The 16,699-nt window shown below is 35.4% G+C and carries 9 protein-coding genes; all 9 read right to left on the bottom strand.

All coding sequences use genetic code 11. The features are described 5' to 3' along the window. Positions 1-143: 143 nt before the first annotated feature. On the bottom strand, positions 144-1,655 hold the full coding sequence (locus tag LWE_RS02230) for a MucBP domain-containing protein (protein WP_011701279.1): 1,512 nt from the start codon (positions 1,653-1,655) through the stop codon (positions 144-146). 241 nt (positions 1,656-1,896) lie between these two features. Beyond that, a complete protein-coding gene (locus tag LWE_RS14895) occupies positions 1,897-10,158 on the bottom strand; it encodes a SpaA isopeptide-forming pilin-related protein (RefSeq protein ID WP_011701278.1) in 8,262 nt (2,753 codons plus the stop codon). 149 nt (positions 10,159-10,307) lie between these two features. Next, positions 10,308-10,916: a hypothetical protein gene (locus LWE_RS02215; RefSeq protein ID WP_011701277.1), complete on the bottom strand. Its 609-nt coding sequence runs from the start codon at positions 10,914-10,916 to the stop codon at positions 10,308-10,310. A gap of 122 nt (positions 10,917-11,038) precedes the next feature. Further along, positions 11,039-11,602: a hypothetical protein gene (locus LWE_RS02210; RefSeq protein ID WP_011701276.1), complete on the bottom strand. Its 564-nt coding sequence runs from the start codon at positions 11,600-11,602 to the stop codon at positions 11,039-11,041. Next, a complete protein-coding gene (locus LWE_RS02205; protein WP_011701275.1) occupies positions 11,592-11,915 on the bottom strand; it encodes a hypothetical protein in 324 nt (107 codons plus the stop codon). The genes LWE_RS02210 and LWE_RS02205 overlap by 11 nt, the downstream gene beginning before the upstream one ends. A 12-nt stretch (positions 11,916-11,927) precedes the next feature. Next, positions 11,928-13,298, bottom strand: a complete 1,371-nt coding sequence (gene atpD, locus LWE_RS02200; RefSeq protein WP_011701274.1) for a F0F1 ATP synthase subunit beta — start codon at positions 13,296-13,298, stop codon at positions 11,928-11,930. Further along, positions 13,299-14,168 (bottom strand): F0F1 ATP synthase subunit gamma, encoded by an 870-nt coding sequence (locus LWE_RS02195; protein ID WP_011701273.1) that lies wholly within the window; start codon positions 14,166-14,168, stop codon positions 13,299-13,301. It lies immediately after the preceding gene. Continuing rightward, on the bottom strand, positions 14,165-15,661 hold the full coding sequence (locus tag LWE_RS02190; RefSeq protein WP_011701272.1) for a F0F1 ATP synthase subunit alpha: 1,497 nt from the start codon (positions 15,659-15,661) through the stop codon (positions 14,165-14,167). Before LWE_RS02190 ends, LWE_RS02195 begins: the two co-directional genes overlap by 4 nt. After that, positions 15,658-16,689, bottom strand: coding sequence for a F0F1 ATP synthase subunit delta (locus LWE_RS02185; RefSeq protein WP_011701271.1), 1,032 nt, complete (start codon positions 16,687-16,689; stop codon positions 15,658-15,660). Before LWE_RS02185 ends, LWE_RS02190 begins: the two co-directional genes overlap by 4 nt. Positions 16,690-16,699: the final 10 nt, after the last annotated feature.

Below are 16,699 nucleotides of genomic sequence, written 5' to 3'. Positions count from 1 at the left end.
CTATAACTTAGTAAAAAAAGTCTGAAATTTTATAAAATTTCAGACTTTTTTTACGCAAATACAATGATTTAAAAACCAAATAAACCCAACCCTTTAAAAGGATTGGATTTATTAAAAGTAATAATTAATTTTTCACTTCTTACTTATTCATCTTCTGTAGGCGGTGCTATTTCAATAGGATATCTATCCATACTGTAAGTAACCACTGTGTTATCGGCTGACAGAGTACCTTCAATATTATCTGGAACTAGTTCTATATTCTCCCAATTTATAATTCCGTAAGATGCTCCTTCTTCGTCTGGAGGTCCTATAACATAAGGAAGTACATTCCCTTTATCATCTACTATACTGAAAATCATTCTTTCAGGTAAAGAATATGAATCTCCTTCTTTTCCTTGAATAACAATATCTGGCACTGCTTCTCCTTGATTATATAGTTGATTATTATAATTTAATTGCATATGGTATTGATCTAAATTAGGATAAAGTGGCACTAAATCGCCGTTTTGAATCTTCGTTAAATCATCCAAAACAAACGGCCCACCAGTCAGTCTGTTGATAAACTTAATAGTCAGAGTAACATCTTTTACATTTTTAATGTAGATATATTTTACTTGAATTGGTTCATTAGACAGTACACCTTTTGCATTGGTTGGTAAGTTATTCGTATCTATCGTGTAACCTTCAATCTGAAGTTCGTCCATATCTCCTGTTACATCATAGGGGTCTCCAATATTACCACTGATTATTTTTGGTTCATGGATTTGATTGCCATTTTCATCAAGGTATTCAATGGTTAGATTTGCGGCAGGTATAGGTGTTTTGGTGTAAATGTATGTTACAACTTGCGCTTTTGTTGTAAATTCGCCAGTTGCGTTACCTTGTACTTCTTTAAAGTCGTAACCTTCAACGTCTTTTTGTACCGTTTTGTAGGTTTCTCCAACGTCACCTTTTAGTGTTTCACTTGGCGCTAAGGAATTTCCTTGTTCATCTTGGTAATTGACTGTGACAGTTCCTTGTTCTACTGGTGGTGTTGGCGCTGTGTCATTTTTACTTGTGTGGATATAGCCTACATAGGTGTAGCCTTCGATGTTTCCAGGTTTTTTCGTTTCTTTAGTGCCTTTTGTGACGGTCGTTGTTTCTTGTGGTTTTAAATTGCTGTTTTCCACTGCTTGAACGATAGGTCCTGCTAGTAAGCTGGCACCTGTGAACATGATAAGAAACAAAAGAAATTTATGTGCTTTTTTCTTTTTCAATGTTAGAAGAGTAATTCCTCCACCTAAAAGGACAAATCCTAAAATAATTAAATATATATTAGAACCTACATCCCCCGTTTTTAGTAAGTTTTGTCCGTTTGGAGTATTATTCGTAGAGCCAGTGTTTCCAGAATTATTATCTCCTGTGTTTACAGTCATTTGTGAATCATTTTTTTGATAGACAAATGAGTAATTTTCAAAATCATTTTTATTGATTTCATCTGGATTGCCTTTGATGATACTATTTTTTTGTGTAGTCGTTAATGTATTAAAATCAACATAGTTGTACGTAATCTTACTAGTGTTATTTTCAGCTGCATTTACTGTATTGCCCCCAAAAGCAAAACCTAAAAGCAGTAAGGTAGCTGTAAATAAACTAAGAATAAGTTTTTTGTTCATTTTAAATAACTTCCTCTCCCATTTGATTAATAATAATAAGTAGATTTAAAAATTCAGTATTTTATATCGAAGCGTTTTTTTATTCTATCATTTTAATTATAATGGATTTACTACTTTTAAACAAAAATTACAAACTTTTCACGAGCAAAAAAGAAGTAGAAAGCTTTGTTTAAAAAATCTACAAAGTTTCTACTTCTTTTCAGTTTTTGTTTACTCTTTAGCTAATCTTCTTTTGGTGTTCTTATTTGCTTTCAACTTTTGTTTTTCTTAGTAAGAATAAACCAAGAGTACTTACAAATAAACCAGTAAACAACATATCGTATGGGAATTCGTCCCCAGTTGAAGGAAGTTTTTTCACTTCTTTAGTTGTTGTTGATTTATTTCCAGTGTTTTGAGATTTAGATGGTTTTGTTGGGTTTGTTGGGTTTGTTGGTTTTGTTGGGTTTGTTGGGTTAATAACGATTGGGTCACTAACTTTTTCGTATACATAAGTTACTGTTTGTGGTGAATCTTTGTATACGCCTGCTTGGTTTGCAGGAGTTTTCGTTAATTTATAACCAGCGATTTCTTTTGCTTTTGTAACATATTTATCGCCAACTACACCTGTATAAATCTCTTTGTCGGAAAGTTTGTTTCCTTTTGTATCAACAAATTCAGCGGTCACTGTTCCACTTACAACTGATTTTGTGTTTGTTTTAATAACTTGATGTGCTGATAGTTGCGCAAAATCAATTTTCACTTTCACTGGAACCGTATCTAATTCATATCCTGCTGGTGCTTTTGTTTCGATTAATTGATAATCGCCAGGAACTAAATTAGTGATTTCAATTTTTCCGTTTTTATCCGTTGTTACGGTCTTCATAACTTTATCGTTTTTATCTACTAATTTGAATGTTGCATTCGCAAGTGGAGCTTTAGATTGGCCGTCCAACTTAGTTAATACAACAGATCCTGTAGACATTTTGTTTGTTTTAGATACTTGTAATGGTTCATCTTGGTTAAATGCGATAGTGAATTTAACTGGTTTTGCATCCAAGTCATATCCTTTTGGTGCTTTTGTTTCAACAAATTGATAATCGCCTGGCGCTAAGTCTTTCACAGTTACTTTTCCGTCTGCATTTGTTACAAGGTCGCCTTCTACTTTTGTACCTGCCGCGTTTTGGACTTCAAATTCTGCTCCGGATAAAGCAGCTTTTGTTACGCTATCTTCTTTTGTTAACGTTACGCTTCCTGTTTTAGCTACATTCTCTTTCGTTACATTTAGTGTTTCCGTTTGATTAAATGTAATCGTAAATGCTTTCGGCGTTCCGTCTAACTGATAACCTGTTGGTGCTTTTGTTTCTACGAATTGATAGTCGCCTGGTGCTAGGTCTTTCACGGTTACTTTTCCGTCTGCATCTGTTACAAGATTGTCTTTCACTTTTGTACCTGATGCGTTTTGAACTTCAAATTCTGCTCCGGATAAACCAGCTTTTGTTACGCTATCTTCTTTTGTTAATGTTACGCTTCCTGTTTTAGCTACATTTGCTTTTGTTACTTGTACAGCTTCTGATTGATTAAATGCAACAGTAAATTTAACTGGTGCTGCATCTAATTGATAGCCTGTTGGTGCTTTTGTTTCTACAAATTGATAGTCGCCTGGTGCTAAATCTTTCACGATTAATTTGCCGTCTGCATCTGTTACAAGATTGTCTTTCACTTTTGTACCTGATGCGTTTTGGACTTCAAATTCTGCTCCGGATAAACCAGCTTTTGTTACGCTATCTTCTTTTGTTAAACTTACGCTTCCTGTTTTAGCTACATTATCAATCGTTACTTTTAAAGCTTCTGATTGATTAAATGCAATTGTGAATGCTTTTGGTGCTGCATCTAACTGATAACCTGTTGGTGCTTTTGTTTCGACAAATTGGTAATCGCCTGGTGCTAAGTCGTTCACAGTTACTTTTCCGTCTGCATCTGTCACAAGCGTTCCACCTACTTTTGTACCTGTAGATGTTTGTAATTCAAACTCTGCTCCAGCTAATACGTCTTTTGTAACACTGTCTTCTTTTGTTAAAGTAACACTGCCTGTTTTAGCAACATTATCTTTTGTTACATTAGTTGCACCACTTTGATTAAAGACAATTGTGAATTTAACTGGTGTTGCATCCATTTGATAACCTGTTGGTGCTTTTGTTTCGACAAATTGATAATCGCCCGGAAGTAAATCATTAACTACTAATTTACCACTAGCATCTGTTACTAATTTGTCTTGTACTTTTGTTCCAGTTGATGTTTGTAGTTCGAATTCTGCTCCAGCTAATCCAGCTTTTGTTACACTATCTTCTTTTGTTAAAATAGCTCCGCCTGCTTTAGCTGTATTTTCTTTTGTTACATTTACTGCTGTTGCTTGGTTAAATGTAATCGTAAATGGTACTGGTGTTGCATTCAGATCATAACCAGTTGGTGCTTTCGTTTCTACCAATTGGTAATCCCCTGGTGCTAAGTCTTTCACTTCCAATTTACCACTTGTATTTGTTACTAGTTTATCTTGTAGTTTGGTTCCAGTAGCTGTTTGTAACTCAAATTCTGCTCCAGATAAAGCGGCTTTTGATACGCTATCTTCTTTCGTCAGAACAACGCTACCTGTTGTTTGTGTGTTTTCTTTTGTTACATTTACCGCTGTTGCTTGATTAAATGTAATCGTAAATGGTACTGGTGTTGCATTTAAGTCATAACCAGTTGGCGCTTTTGTTTCTACCAATTGGTAATCTCCTGGTGCTAAATCATTAATGACTAGTTTACCATTCGCTGCTGTTACTAATTTTTCTTGTACTTTTGTTCCTGAACCATTTTGAAGTTCAAATTCTGCTCCAGCTAAGGCAGCTTTTGTTTTGCTATCTTCTTTCGCAAGCACAACACTACCTGTTTTAGCTGTATTTTCTTTACTGATTTGTAAAGCTTCTGTTTGATTTAACACGATAGTAAATGTCAGTGGAGTGGAATCTACTTGATAACCTGTTGGTGCTTTTGTTTCCACAAACTGATACGTTCCTGGTGCTAAATCTGTTACTACTAATTTTCCATCTGCATCCGTTACTAAATTACTTGTAATTTTTGTTCCGATGGATGTTTGTAATTCAAACTCTGCTCCAGCTAGGGCAGCTTTTGTTGTGCTAGCTTCTTTTGTTAACACGACGCTACCTGTTTTGGCTGTGTTTTCTTTCACGACACTTGTAGCTCCACTTTGGTTGAATGCAATGGTGAAGGTTACAGGTGTTGCATCAAGTTCATAACCAACTGGTGCTTTTGTTTCCACAAATTGGTAATCGCCTGGTGCCAAATCATTTATTTCTATTTTACCATTTGCATCTGTTACTAATTTATCGCTTACTTTAGTTCCTGATGCATTTTGTAACTCGAATTCTGCTCCAGCTAGTCCAGCTTTAGAAGCACTATCTTGTTTAGTTAGTACGACACTTCCTGCTTTTGCTACGTTTTCTTTAGTAACTTTTACAGCGTCTGCTTGGTTAAACTCAATTGTAAATGCTACTGGTGTTGCATCGAGTTTGTATCCTGCTGGTGCTGCTGTTTCTACTAATTGGTAATTGCCTGGCGCTAAATCTTTTAATTCTAGTTTTCCGCTTGCATCGGTTACTAATTTATCATCTAACTTAGTTCCTGATGCGTTTTGCAGTTCAAATTCTGCTCCAGATAAAGCAGCTTTTGTTACGCTATCTTCTTTTGTCAGAATGACACTACCTGTTTTTTGTGTGTTATCTTTTGTTACGGTTGCTGCTACTGCTTGATTAAATGCAACGGTAAATGTTGCTGGTGTTGCGTCTAGCGCGTAACCTGTTGGTGCTTTTGTTTCGACAAATTGGTAATCTCCAGGTGCTAGATCTTTTACTTCTAATTTTCCATCAGCATCTGTTACTAATTTGTCTGCTACTTTTGTGCCTGTTGCTGTTTGTAGTTCAAATTCTGCTCCAGCTAGTTTGGCTTTTGTTGCGCTGTCTTCTTTTGTTAGCACAACGCTACCTGTTTTGGCTGTGTTGTCTTTGACTACATTTGTAGCTGCGGTTTGGTTAAATTCAATTGTAAATGCTACTGCTGTTGCATCTAACTGATAACCTGTTGGTGCTTTTGTTTCGACAAATTGGTAATCTCCAGGTGCTAGATCACTTACTTCAAGCACTCCGTTTGCATCTGTTACTAAGTTTTCTTGTAGTTTTGTTCCACTTGCATTTTGTAATTCAAATTCTGCTCCAGCTAATTTAGCTTTTGTTGCGCTATCTTCTTTTGTAAGAGTTACGCTACCTGCTTTAGCTGTGTTGTCTTTTGTTACTTTTAAAGCTGCTGATTGATTATTTGTAATAGTGAAAGCTAATGGAGTTGCATCTAACTGATAACCAGCTGGTGCTTTTGTTTCAATAAACTTATAATCTCCAGGTGTTAAATCTTTCACTTCGATTTTACCATTTGTGTCTGATACTAAGTTTTCCGCTACTTTTGTACCGGTGGATGTTTGCAACTCAAACTCTGCTCCTGATAAAGCGGCTTTTGTCACGCTATCCTCTTTAGTGAGAATGACACTACCTGATTTAGCTATGTTGTCTTTTGTTACATTCACAGCTGCTGTTTGGTTAAAGGCAATCGTAAATGTTACTGGTGTTGCGTCTAACTGATAACCTGTTGGAGCTGCTGTTTCTATTAATTGATAATCTCCAGGTGTTAGGTCTTTCACTTCTAATTTACCGTCTGTACCTGTTACTAGTTTATCTTGTACTTTTGTGCCAGCGGATGTTTGTAATTCAAATTCTGCTCCTGCTAATGCAGCTTTTGTTTTACTATCTTCTTTAGTTAACACTACGCTACCAGTTTTTTCTGTGTTTCCTTTAGTAATTGTAACTGGTGTTGTTTGGTTAAATCCGATTGTAAATGTTGCTGGTGTTGCATCTAGCTCGTAACCTGCTGGTGCTTTTGTTTCGATAAATTTGTAATCTCCTGGTGCTAAATTGCTTACTTCAATTCGACCATTCACATCGGATACTAAATTATCTTGTACTTTTGTACCTGTTGCTGTTTGTAATTCAAATTCCGCTCCAGCTAGAGTGGTTTTTGTTTTACTATCTTCTTTTGTTAAAACAACATTGCCTGTTTTTGCTGTATTTTGGATAGTTAGTGATGTAACAGAACCATCAGCACCTACAACAATTTCTTTTCCATCCTTATATTCATCACTAAGTGTATATCCTACTGGTGCCGCTGTTTCAACTAACTTATATCTTCCGGATTGAATGCTATCAAAAATAGCTTTACCTTCTGAGTTAGTAGTTACTTCTGGCCCAGCAGTTTCTCCATCAAGTGTATAAAGTTGGAATTTAGCGCCTGCTAGTTTTTTCGAACTATCATCTTTATCCACTTTTGTAATTTCTAGTGAACCAATTGTTGCAATCCCGGTTCCACTACCCATTGTGAATGTTGGAGATAAAATAGTTGTCTTGTTTCTATAGGATAACGCAAGCGTACCATAATCAGGTGATGCTACTGATGCTGTATTGCTAACTGCTCCTGAGAGTAAACTAATAGTACTATACTCTACTTTGATTGGCGCAGTAGCAGTATAATTTTTGAATTGTACATTGAAGTTATTGCCATCAAATGTAATATCATAATACTGCGGATCAATTGTGTCACCTGTTGTGCTATTTGTTACTCTAAAACTACTTTTTACAAGTTGTGCACCAGTTGTACCGATTTCCATTGTGTCCGTAATTAACGGATTTGAAACAGGTCTCTCTGGGGAAATACTCGTAAGTTCTGTAGTCCAGTTAATTTTATTAGCATAGGTTGTATCAATTACCCCTGTTTTTGTAAGTGCTCTGTTAATAACGCTCGCATAAGCTGAATAAGAATATGTTCTTTCGTTTGCTCCATTATCTGAGACTTTGGCTGCATTGTTCACATATTGTGTAAAATACCACTTATTGTCTGGTTTAGTACTATATTTCACAAAAACTTTTCCTGTACCTAAATTAGCAAATTCTAAATGTATTTTTTTAGCACTTGCATCGATAGCTGTTGGATAGTTACTATCTCCAGGCTTCGCAAGCACCCCTGTAGAACTCAAAGGTATACTTAAACTTGTCATTTCATTTGATGAAGCAACATTACGATATTGTAGTGATCCTTCTACATAAGTTACTCCTGTAGGCATATCATCATCGAAAATTAATTTTTGGCTATTAGTGGACTTAGCATTTAAAGATACAATCCAATCAATGTTTCCTGTATTTTGATTATAAGTACCATATTTAGCTCCATTATTCATTATCGAAGAATCTGGTGTTACAATAGCTGATGATTGATCACTGTAATAAACATCATCATCATAATAAGTAATAAGGGCTGTATTATTCAGTGTAGTCGCCACATCAGCTAAATCAATATTGGTCTCTATGGTGACTAATATTCGTTTATTGGTTGTTGCATAGTCACCAATCATTCTGATAACAAATCCTCTAGGCGAGTCAGTTCTTTCTATTGTATAATCTTTTCCTTCTTGTAATACAACACTATTAACATTATCTGTGTACGCTTCTACTGTATAACTTTCTAAGCTTTTGACACCTGGAGAAAATTCATCTGCAATCGTCATGTCTCTCATAGTAAGTCTGTCGGTATTTGCAGCAATTGTCCATGTCATCTTGTTATTAAAGTAATCAATGGAACCGCCACTTTTTTTGATTACATTTGGTTGGATAACCAAAGAAGCTATGGCTGCTTCTCCTTTTTGATCAGTGATTTCATTCTTGATTGTTCTAGATTTGAAATCTGTTACTTTTGTAGTGTAAGTAATTTGGTATGCTTTATTGGAGGTTCCCTTGTAAGTGGTATTAAAATCTCCATTCGCTGCATTTGCTGATGTATTCCAATCAGCAGAAGCATCGCCCCCAACTTTTGGCTGTAATGTGGATTGATTAAAAGTTACTTCATTTATTTTGAATGAGTTTGGTACATAAGATATACCATTATCATTCACAATATCCGTTAACACCGTGGATGGCGTTATTTCACTTTGATCATAGTTAAAGTTAATTACCCACTCGATTGTTTGTGTACCAGCATAATAAGTACCTTTTTTCTCCATATGCTTGTAATTATTCATTCGCACTTCAGCATTTCCAGACTTACTTGATAGTGTGACATCATCGCCAATTGTATAGGCAGTAGTGGTTAATAAACTAAGATTTGGTGAAGGTTTATTAATAGTCCGGTCATAAGATACTTCATAGCCTTTTCCAGCCAATCCACCCATTAGAGAAACTGTAATTCCAGTTGCTGTATAAGTTAATGTATAGTCTGTACCTTCCACTAATAACTTTTTCGTACCCATAAATGTTCCGCCAGCACTTACATCACTGGAATATACTTTTATCGTATTTCTGTCTATGGTTGATGAACCGTTTATTGCACTATCCGATAACCTAAGATCCCCTTTGGCATTATTTTCTTTTGTTAAGTTAAATAATGCATCCACAGTTGCTTTATCTGGATTAACATTACTTGGAGATGGTGTAACTGAAACAGTGGTTGCATCAGCGATTACTGGAATGATATCAATATTATAAACTGTATTCGCTCCTGCTGTATCAAACACAATACTTCTATCAGTGACATCTGTGTTTGTAAAAGTTTTTAATGCAGTGTTAATGCCTACATTATAATCCCCTTCTTGCACACCGTCTTTTAAGATTGTTATCGTTAATTCTCTTGTTTTTACATTGAATGCCCATGAAGCTTCTGTAGATGGTAAGAAATCTCCACTTAAATCTTTGGTACCGAAATCGAATTCATTTGGTAACACTGTAGTGAATGTGTCCCCAGCTTTATAGTTCTTTCCTTGGAATCCGAAATTCAGTTCCATGACTGCTGCAGCACCATTTTTTACACGTTGGTCTTCTGTAAATTCTTTTCCTGTTCCATCTTTTAGAGTTGCTTTTAGGAAAATATTATCAGTAATTGCTGCTTTTAAGTTATTACCTTTGACAGGTTGTTTTGTTGTGTCGTTATCTTTTGTTGTTGTGTCTTTGGAGGTTGAGTCTTTTGTTGTGTCTTCACCTGTTACTTCTGTTTCTTGCTTTTCTTTTGTAGATACAGATGTGACTACTTCTTCTTTATTAGTCAGTGTTACGTTATACACTTCTTCATCTAAAGTGTATCCTTCTGCTGCCGTTTTTTCTTTGACAGTGTATTCCCCTTCATTAAGAGAAGTAAGTACCCCAGTTCCATTTTCTGAAATTGAAAGATTTTTTGTTTCCCCTGTTTGTTTATCTTTCACTTCAAATGTAGAACCGTTAATTTTTGCTTTGGTTTCTTTGTCTTCCTTCACTACTTTGAGTGTTGCTTCGCCAGCTTTTTCATCTGAAATTGTTGCTAAAACTGGTGAAACGTTTTGGAAAACTAGTAAGCCAACTATTGTAGCAATAATTAACTTTTTGAATTTCGTAAAATTCTTCACTTTTTTGTCCTCCTTGATTTTTCTAGGTTGTTAATTTGGATTTTAGCTTGTGGAATTATCACCGTTTGCTATAAACTCCCTGCACACAGTAATGTTCTCCTTATAAATTTATCTAGTTAACGGATATCAGATAAATTTATAAGGAAAAGCTACGTTAACAACCAAGGTGTTGATTTAACATTAATTGCGCCTTTCTCTACTAGCTCATTTACAATCATTGAGGTTTTTGTAACTGAGCATTTTGCAAATCTTGCTAACATATATATTTTTAACCACTTCGGAAACATCGGATTTTTCACTGGATCTAGGTGATAACGGTTTACAATCTTTGCTAAAATAATTTCTACTCGTTCTTTCGGATAAGCTGAAATTAAAGTCCGCTCCCACTCTAAATCTCGTTCAAAATCCTCCGCTACCTGTAAAAAAAAGTGATGTAGCAACTGTTGTTGTTCCAATTTATCAAATAAGTCATCCTTACAAATAATACTGTAGGTAGTAGTTTCTAGTGCTGATAATAAAAGATCTTCTCTAGTCGTAAATATGATTTGTTGATCCGCAAAGAAACGTTCTATATTAGACTTTTTTTCCATGTTTTCCTGTAGTAGAAGTCCGTTTTTCATGATAATCACTTCTTCATGACTCATTTCGATTTCTTGCCCCATCTCTATAGTCTGAGGCACGAGTTCAAAGTTCTTTTTAAGCCATGAATCAATCAGTGAATCATCTTTGATAAATTGATGTAATTCTAAAAAAGTCACTTTCTGTACTTCCTTTCATCCAATTCTAATTTCTAATAGTCTAATTAATAATTTCTATTAATCATATTCAATGTCACGAAATAGAATTACTTTCTTTATGAACTTACGCCTTTGCTTTACTATTACTGGTTTAACATTTTCGCATAAATTCGTTGCCATAAAAACAACGAGATAATTGCTACCAAAAGGCTATAAACTACAAAGTAAATTCTTAACCCTGCCTGCTCTATTAATGGTAAGTCTGCTATTTGTGTAATGAAAAGATGCAGTGCGTTAATTGCAAAGTAACCTGCAAAATAAAGAGCAGTGATTAGGAGTAAACCGATAATACGTATAACTTCGATTTTCATTTTCTGAGGCACCCGTATTTTTTTCCAAAAAGAAAATAATTGAAATAACCAGCTACTCCAGAATATTAGTAATGTGAACGGAAAAGGAATCACAGCTATTTGAACTGTGAAAATACATATTAAGAAAGTGGCACTGATAATCACCAGAAACGATGTTGTTTCTGGATTAAGTTGATAACGATTAAGCCATGACTGATACCGGCGAATTCGCTCTAATGGCACGGCATCTTTGGATAAAAAATGACGAATACCAGCGAGAATTGCCAATACAGCTATAAAAAAGGCTAATAACAACGCAATAATTAATAATAAAGTATTAAAAAATTCATTTGTCATTAGTTCGCCTACTTTCTGTGTGCTTTCGCTTGTTGAGCCTTTCAAAAATACGCTCTGCTTGCTCGGCATCTGCTGAAGCAAATTGAGCCATAATATTTGCTTCATTTTGTACAAGATGCAAATAACCAAGTGCCACAAAGATTGGCTCTGAAGCTACTTTATCGAGAATGACAATTTCACTGTAGTCAAAAAAGCTTAAACAATCGATGTGCTCTTCTAATACAGTTTGTTGACCGTCTTTTGTATCGATGACAAATCCTTCTACTTCACCTTCAAAAAACTGGCCCATAGGTGAGACGATTTTAAGTTTCATTTTGTTCTCCTCCTATTTCAAGTCCTTGTAGGATCCAATAAATAGAAAGTCGCGTTCAGAACGGTCGTCATAAGTACCGTCTAAAATACGTTCGATACTTTCTAATAAATCTTCCATCTCAACAAATATTCCTTCTGTCCCTGTAAATTTCTCTGAAACGTAGAAAGGTTGTGAAAGGAAATTACGAATTTTTCTTGCACGGTGAACAAGGTTTTTATCATCATCACTTAGTTCAGCCATACCTAATACATTAATAATTTCCTGTAACTCTGTATAACGTTGTAAAACATATTTCACTTGCACAGCCAATTGATAATGACGCTCACCGACAAAGTTTGGATTAAGTGCCCGTGAGAACGATTGAAGCGGGTTGACTGCTGGGAAAATCCCAAGTGCAGCAATAGATCTTTCTAATACAATTGTTGAGTCTAAGTGACTAAACGTAGCAACCGCTGATGGATCATCAATATCATCCGCTGGTAAGAATACACATTGAATTGAAGTAATGGAACCATCTTTTGTAGACGCGATGCGGTCTTGGAAGTCTCCAACTTCTTTAGAGAGTGTCGATTGATACCCACCAGTAATTGGAATTTTACCTTGTAAAGAAGATACCTCGGAACCTGCTTGAATAAAGCGGAAGACATTATCAATAAATAATAAAACGTCTTTTTTCTCTTCATCTCGTAAATATTCTGCGATAGTTAAGCCGGTTAGCGCTACACGCATCCGTACTCCTGGAGATTCATTCATCTGACCAAGCACAACAGTAGTTTGAGATAAAACGCCACTTGCTTCTAACTCTTTGTATAGGCCGATTCCTTCTCTAACTCGCTCTCCAACACCTGTAAATACGGAGTTCCCGCCCATCATACTAATGTTATTAATTAACTCTTGCATTAAAACGGATTTCCCAACTCCGGCACCACCGAATAAACCAGTTTTCCCACCTTTTAAAATAGGACAAATTAAGTCGATTACTTTGATACCAGTGTATAAAATTTCTTTACTAGTATCTAAATCACGTAATAATGGTTGTTCACGGAAAATCGGCCATTTCACTTCAGCTTCTGGTTCTGGTTTGCCATCAATTGCTTTTCCGTATACATTTAGCATTCTACCTTGAACTGATTCTCCAACAGGTACTTCTATTGGGTGACCTAAATTCACCACTTCAGTTCCTCTGGCTAGACCACTAACTTCTCCAATTGCAATAGCAGAAACTGTATTAATACCAGTATGCTGAACAACCTCAGCTAGATAAGTCCCTTGATGCGTTTTATATTCAAGTGCATGGCTGATTTCAGGCAAATCACTCTCGTTAAATTCAATTTTTAAAACAAAACCACTAATACTAATAATGGTCCCTGTATGTTTTTTCATTTATTCTTCTTCCTTCCTGATCGTCTGTGCACCGCTGATGACATCTAGTAACTCGCTAGTTTTTTGTTGTAACGTTTGTTTTCTAGCATCAAATATCGCTTCTTCCAATTGCTTTTGAATATTATCTTTTGCTTGTTTCATTGCAATACGGCGCATACAATATTCACTCGCAACAGAGTAACGAAACATACTATAAAGTAATCCACAAAGATAATTTTCAAGTAATAATTGCTCCACTTGTTCATCATCATGTTCATAGTCAAGCACATAATCTACTTCAACTACCTCTGTACCGGATGCTTCTGGAATGTCTGGATAAATTTTTTCGCACATTGCTTCTGAATGGACCGCATTAAAGTATTTTGTGAAAATCACATATAATGCGTCGATTTCTTGAGCGTTAATTTGGTCAACAAAATCTGCAGTAACACCCATTGTCGTTTCTAAATCAATATTTTCAAGCGAAAACTGTAAATAAGATGTGATGTTTTGACCAAGTTTCGTTAAATAACGATGCCCTTGCTCACCAACGACCACCCAATTGATTTTCACTTGATCTCCTAATGTTGCAATTAACTGATCGATTTCTTCAAAAACCTCACTGTTATAAGCACCACAAAGACCTCGTTCAGATGTAATAGCAATAGCTGTAATATTTTTTTCTTCTTTTACTTGTTTATTACCGGTATACATGGTTTTTCTCACCCAGCGTAAACTTTTTAAGATTGTTTCATAATAGCTTACGGCTGCCTCAGCTTTTCCACGTAGCTCAGAAAGTTTTCCAAGTGTTGACAGTTCGGTGACATGGACAATTTTATAGGTTGAGTTCAGTGCTTTAATTGTTTTTCGAGCCTGGTTTATACTACTCAACTAAAAAGCCTCCCCACTTCCTGAATAATTTCTTCTAACATTTTTGTATGAGCATCACTCAACTCGCTAATATCTTTAATATCATTAGAAAATGCTATAAAGTCATTACGTGCGTGAGCTTTCTCTAAAAGTAAGCCTTTGAACGATTCAATCTTAGCTGGTGGAACTTTTGTAAGAAAACCATTTTGAAAGGCGTATAAAATAACAATCAAATCAGTTACTGATAACGGACTAAGGATTTTTTGTTTAAAGAGTTCTGTTAAAATCCGGCCATCTGTGACCATTTTCATGCTTCCTTCATCAAGCCCATTACCAAAATCAAGTAACTCTTTTAATTCTTCAAATTGCGAAAGAATCAACGTTAAGTTTTTACTTAATTTACGAATAATCGGGTGTTGAGCGTCGCCGCCGATTCTTGATACGGATACACCAACATCCACTGCCGGCTTTTGCCCACGGTTGAATAAGTCAGACTTCAAAAATAGTTGTCCATCAGTAATCGAAATAACATTGGTGGGAATATAGGCTGTTACATCATCTGATAATGTTTCAATCATCGGTAATGCTGTAATAGAACCTCCACCATGTTCAGGATTCATTTGAACTGCTCTTTCTAAAAGACTAGAGTGAATATAGAAACTATCTCCTGGATAAGCTTCTCTTCCTGGTGGTCTGTTAAATAGTAATGTGATTGCTCGGTAAGCATCCGCATGTTTTGTTAGATCATCAAAAATAATTAATACATCTTTGCCTTGTTCACGTAGTGCTTCCGCGACAGCCATTCCTGCATATGGAGTTAAATACTGAGCTGTTAAAGAATCGCTAGCTGCGGTTGCAACAACCGTAGAATATTTAAGGGCATCATGATTACGCAATGTTTCAATAACCTCTGCGATATAAGCTGCTTTTAAACCAATAGCCACATAAATACAATGTACGTTTTGATCATGTTGGTTAATAATTGTATCTACAGCAATTTGTGTTTTACCCGATTGACGGTTACCAAGAATTAATTGACGTTGTCCCCGACCAATAGGTGTAATGGAATCAATAACTGCTAGCCCTGTATTAAGTGGGCGAGTAACACTATCAATAGTCATAATTTCTGGTGTGACACGGAAAAGTGGAGAAGACGATGTTGGCTGTTCTTCACTTTCTTCATAAAGCATTTTTCCTGTTGTATCAATAATACGTCCTGCCATATCATCAAAAAGGTTTACTTCTATAAAATGATCTGTAACTGAAACATTCATACCTTCTAAAATATCGCTTGTTTTATCAATAAGGCCAATTCCAACAAATTCTTCGTTTAGTTCAAGAATTACGCCTCGGTGTCTTTCATCAATCAATACAGCTTGATGGAGCGCTGCATTTTCTAGTCCTGAGCAAAAAATAACACCATCGGAAATTTTTTCAACTCGGCCATGTTCTTTTAAATATTCCAAATCTACATGGGTTTCGTATTTATTCATATCAAATTGAATTGTTTTCAAGATTTCACTTCCGCTTCCATTTTTTCTGTTGTTCTCTTGATTAATTCCTGGTAGCTCATATCAATGGACTTTCTTCCGTAATTAATAATGACTCCGCCAATTAATTCCTTTTGTACTTGATATTCAATTTTGTAGCTCGCATGCGCTGGTTGCCAAAGTTCTTCAAAATGATTTGCCGACTCTTTGCTGGCTACTTTTACATAAATGAGCCCAGTGTAAAAATGAATATTATAAACTTCTAAATAGTTACGATAAAGACTACGCGTTTGACGGTAAGAATAATGAGTTATCATATAAAACAGAAATTGAACAAATTCAGGATCTAATTCATCTAAAGTCCCATCTTCTCGCATAACTTTAAGTTTTTGTTCGGGCGATAAATAACTACTTTGGAAAATTTGCTTCACAGCAAGTTTGCTTGAACGTTCATTGAATTTTTGGAATGAACTTGTAAATAGTTTCAATTGTTCTGGATTATACATATCGAACAAGCGTAATATCACTTTGTATGGAAGTGCCAAGCGGATTTTTTCTGCACGTACTAACGCATCAAATTCATGAATTGATTCGCTAAATAGTTGTTTTTCATCTTCTTCAGACTCAATAAAAACTTGCTGAAGGATTTCATTAACATAACTACTCAATGGTTTGAATGGTGCATGCGGAGTTGTTTCCATTTTTGGAATTTCCGTGATAGTTTGAATTTGTTCGTTTTGTACCATATGAAGTTGCTTTTCATACTCTCTATTTTGAGCAATCAACTGATCAATTTCTTCTAAAAACATTTCTTCTTTGTGTTCTGCTTCAATAACTAATTGTTGGTTTTTAAGTTCTTCTTGTGTTGTAGCAACTTTTTGTCGTTTCAATCGGCGCAAGAGACTCTCTTTTTCAAGAGATTTATCTTGGCCAATTTCGTAAAAAAAGCTGGTTAAAATATTTTCTAATTTTCGCATTGTAAAATATAACAAGTATAAGAAACCTACTGCAAAAATACCGTAAAGGACTATTGTTTGAATCATTTGCTCCATGCTCTCACCC

Origin of the sequence: Listeria welshimeri serovar 6b str. SLCC5334, from assembly GCF_000060285.1 — a bacterium.
In the GTDB taxonomy this organism is placed as follows: Bacteria; Bacillota; Bacilli; order Lactobacillales; family Listeriaceae; genus Listeria; species Listeria welshimeri.
This window is presented reverse-complemented; position numbering and strand designations above follow the sequence as displayed.

Coding starts and splice junctions, on each gene's coding strand:
- LWE_RS02230 (WP_011701279.1), bottom strand. CDS start 1,655: ATGAACAAAAAACTTATTCTTAGTTTATTTACAGCTACCTTACTGCTT.
- LWE_RS02210 (WP_011701276.1), bottom strand. CDS start 11,602: ATGACAAATGAATTTTTTAATACTTTATTATTAATTATTGCGTTGTTA.
- LWE_RS02205 (WP_011701275.1), bottom strand. CDS start 11,915: ATGAAACTTAAAATCGTCTCACCTATGGGCCAGTTTTTTGAAGGTGAA.
- atpD (WP_011701274.1), bottom strand. CDS start 13,298: ATGAAAAAACATACAGGGACCATTATTAGTATTAGTGGTTTTGTTTTA.
- LWE_RS02185 (WP_011701271.1), bottom strand. CDS start 16,689: ATGGAGCAAATGATTCAAACAATAGTCCTTTACGGTATTTTTGCAGTA.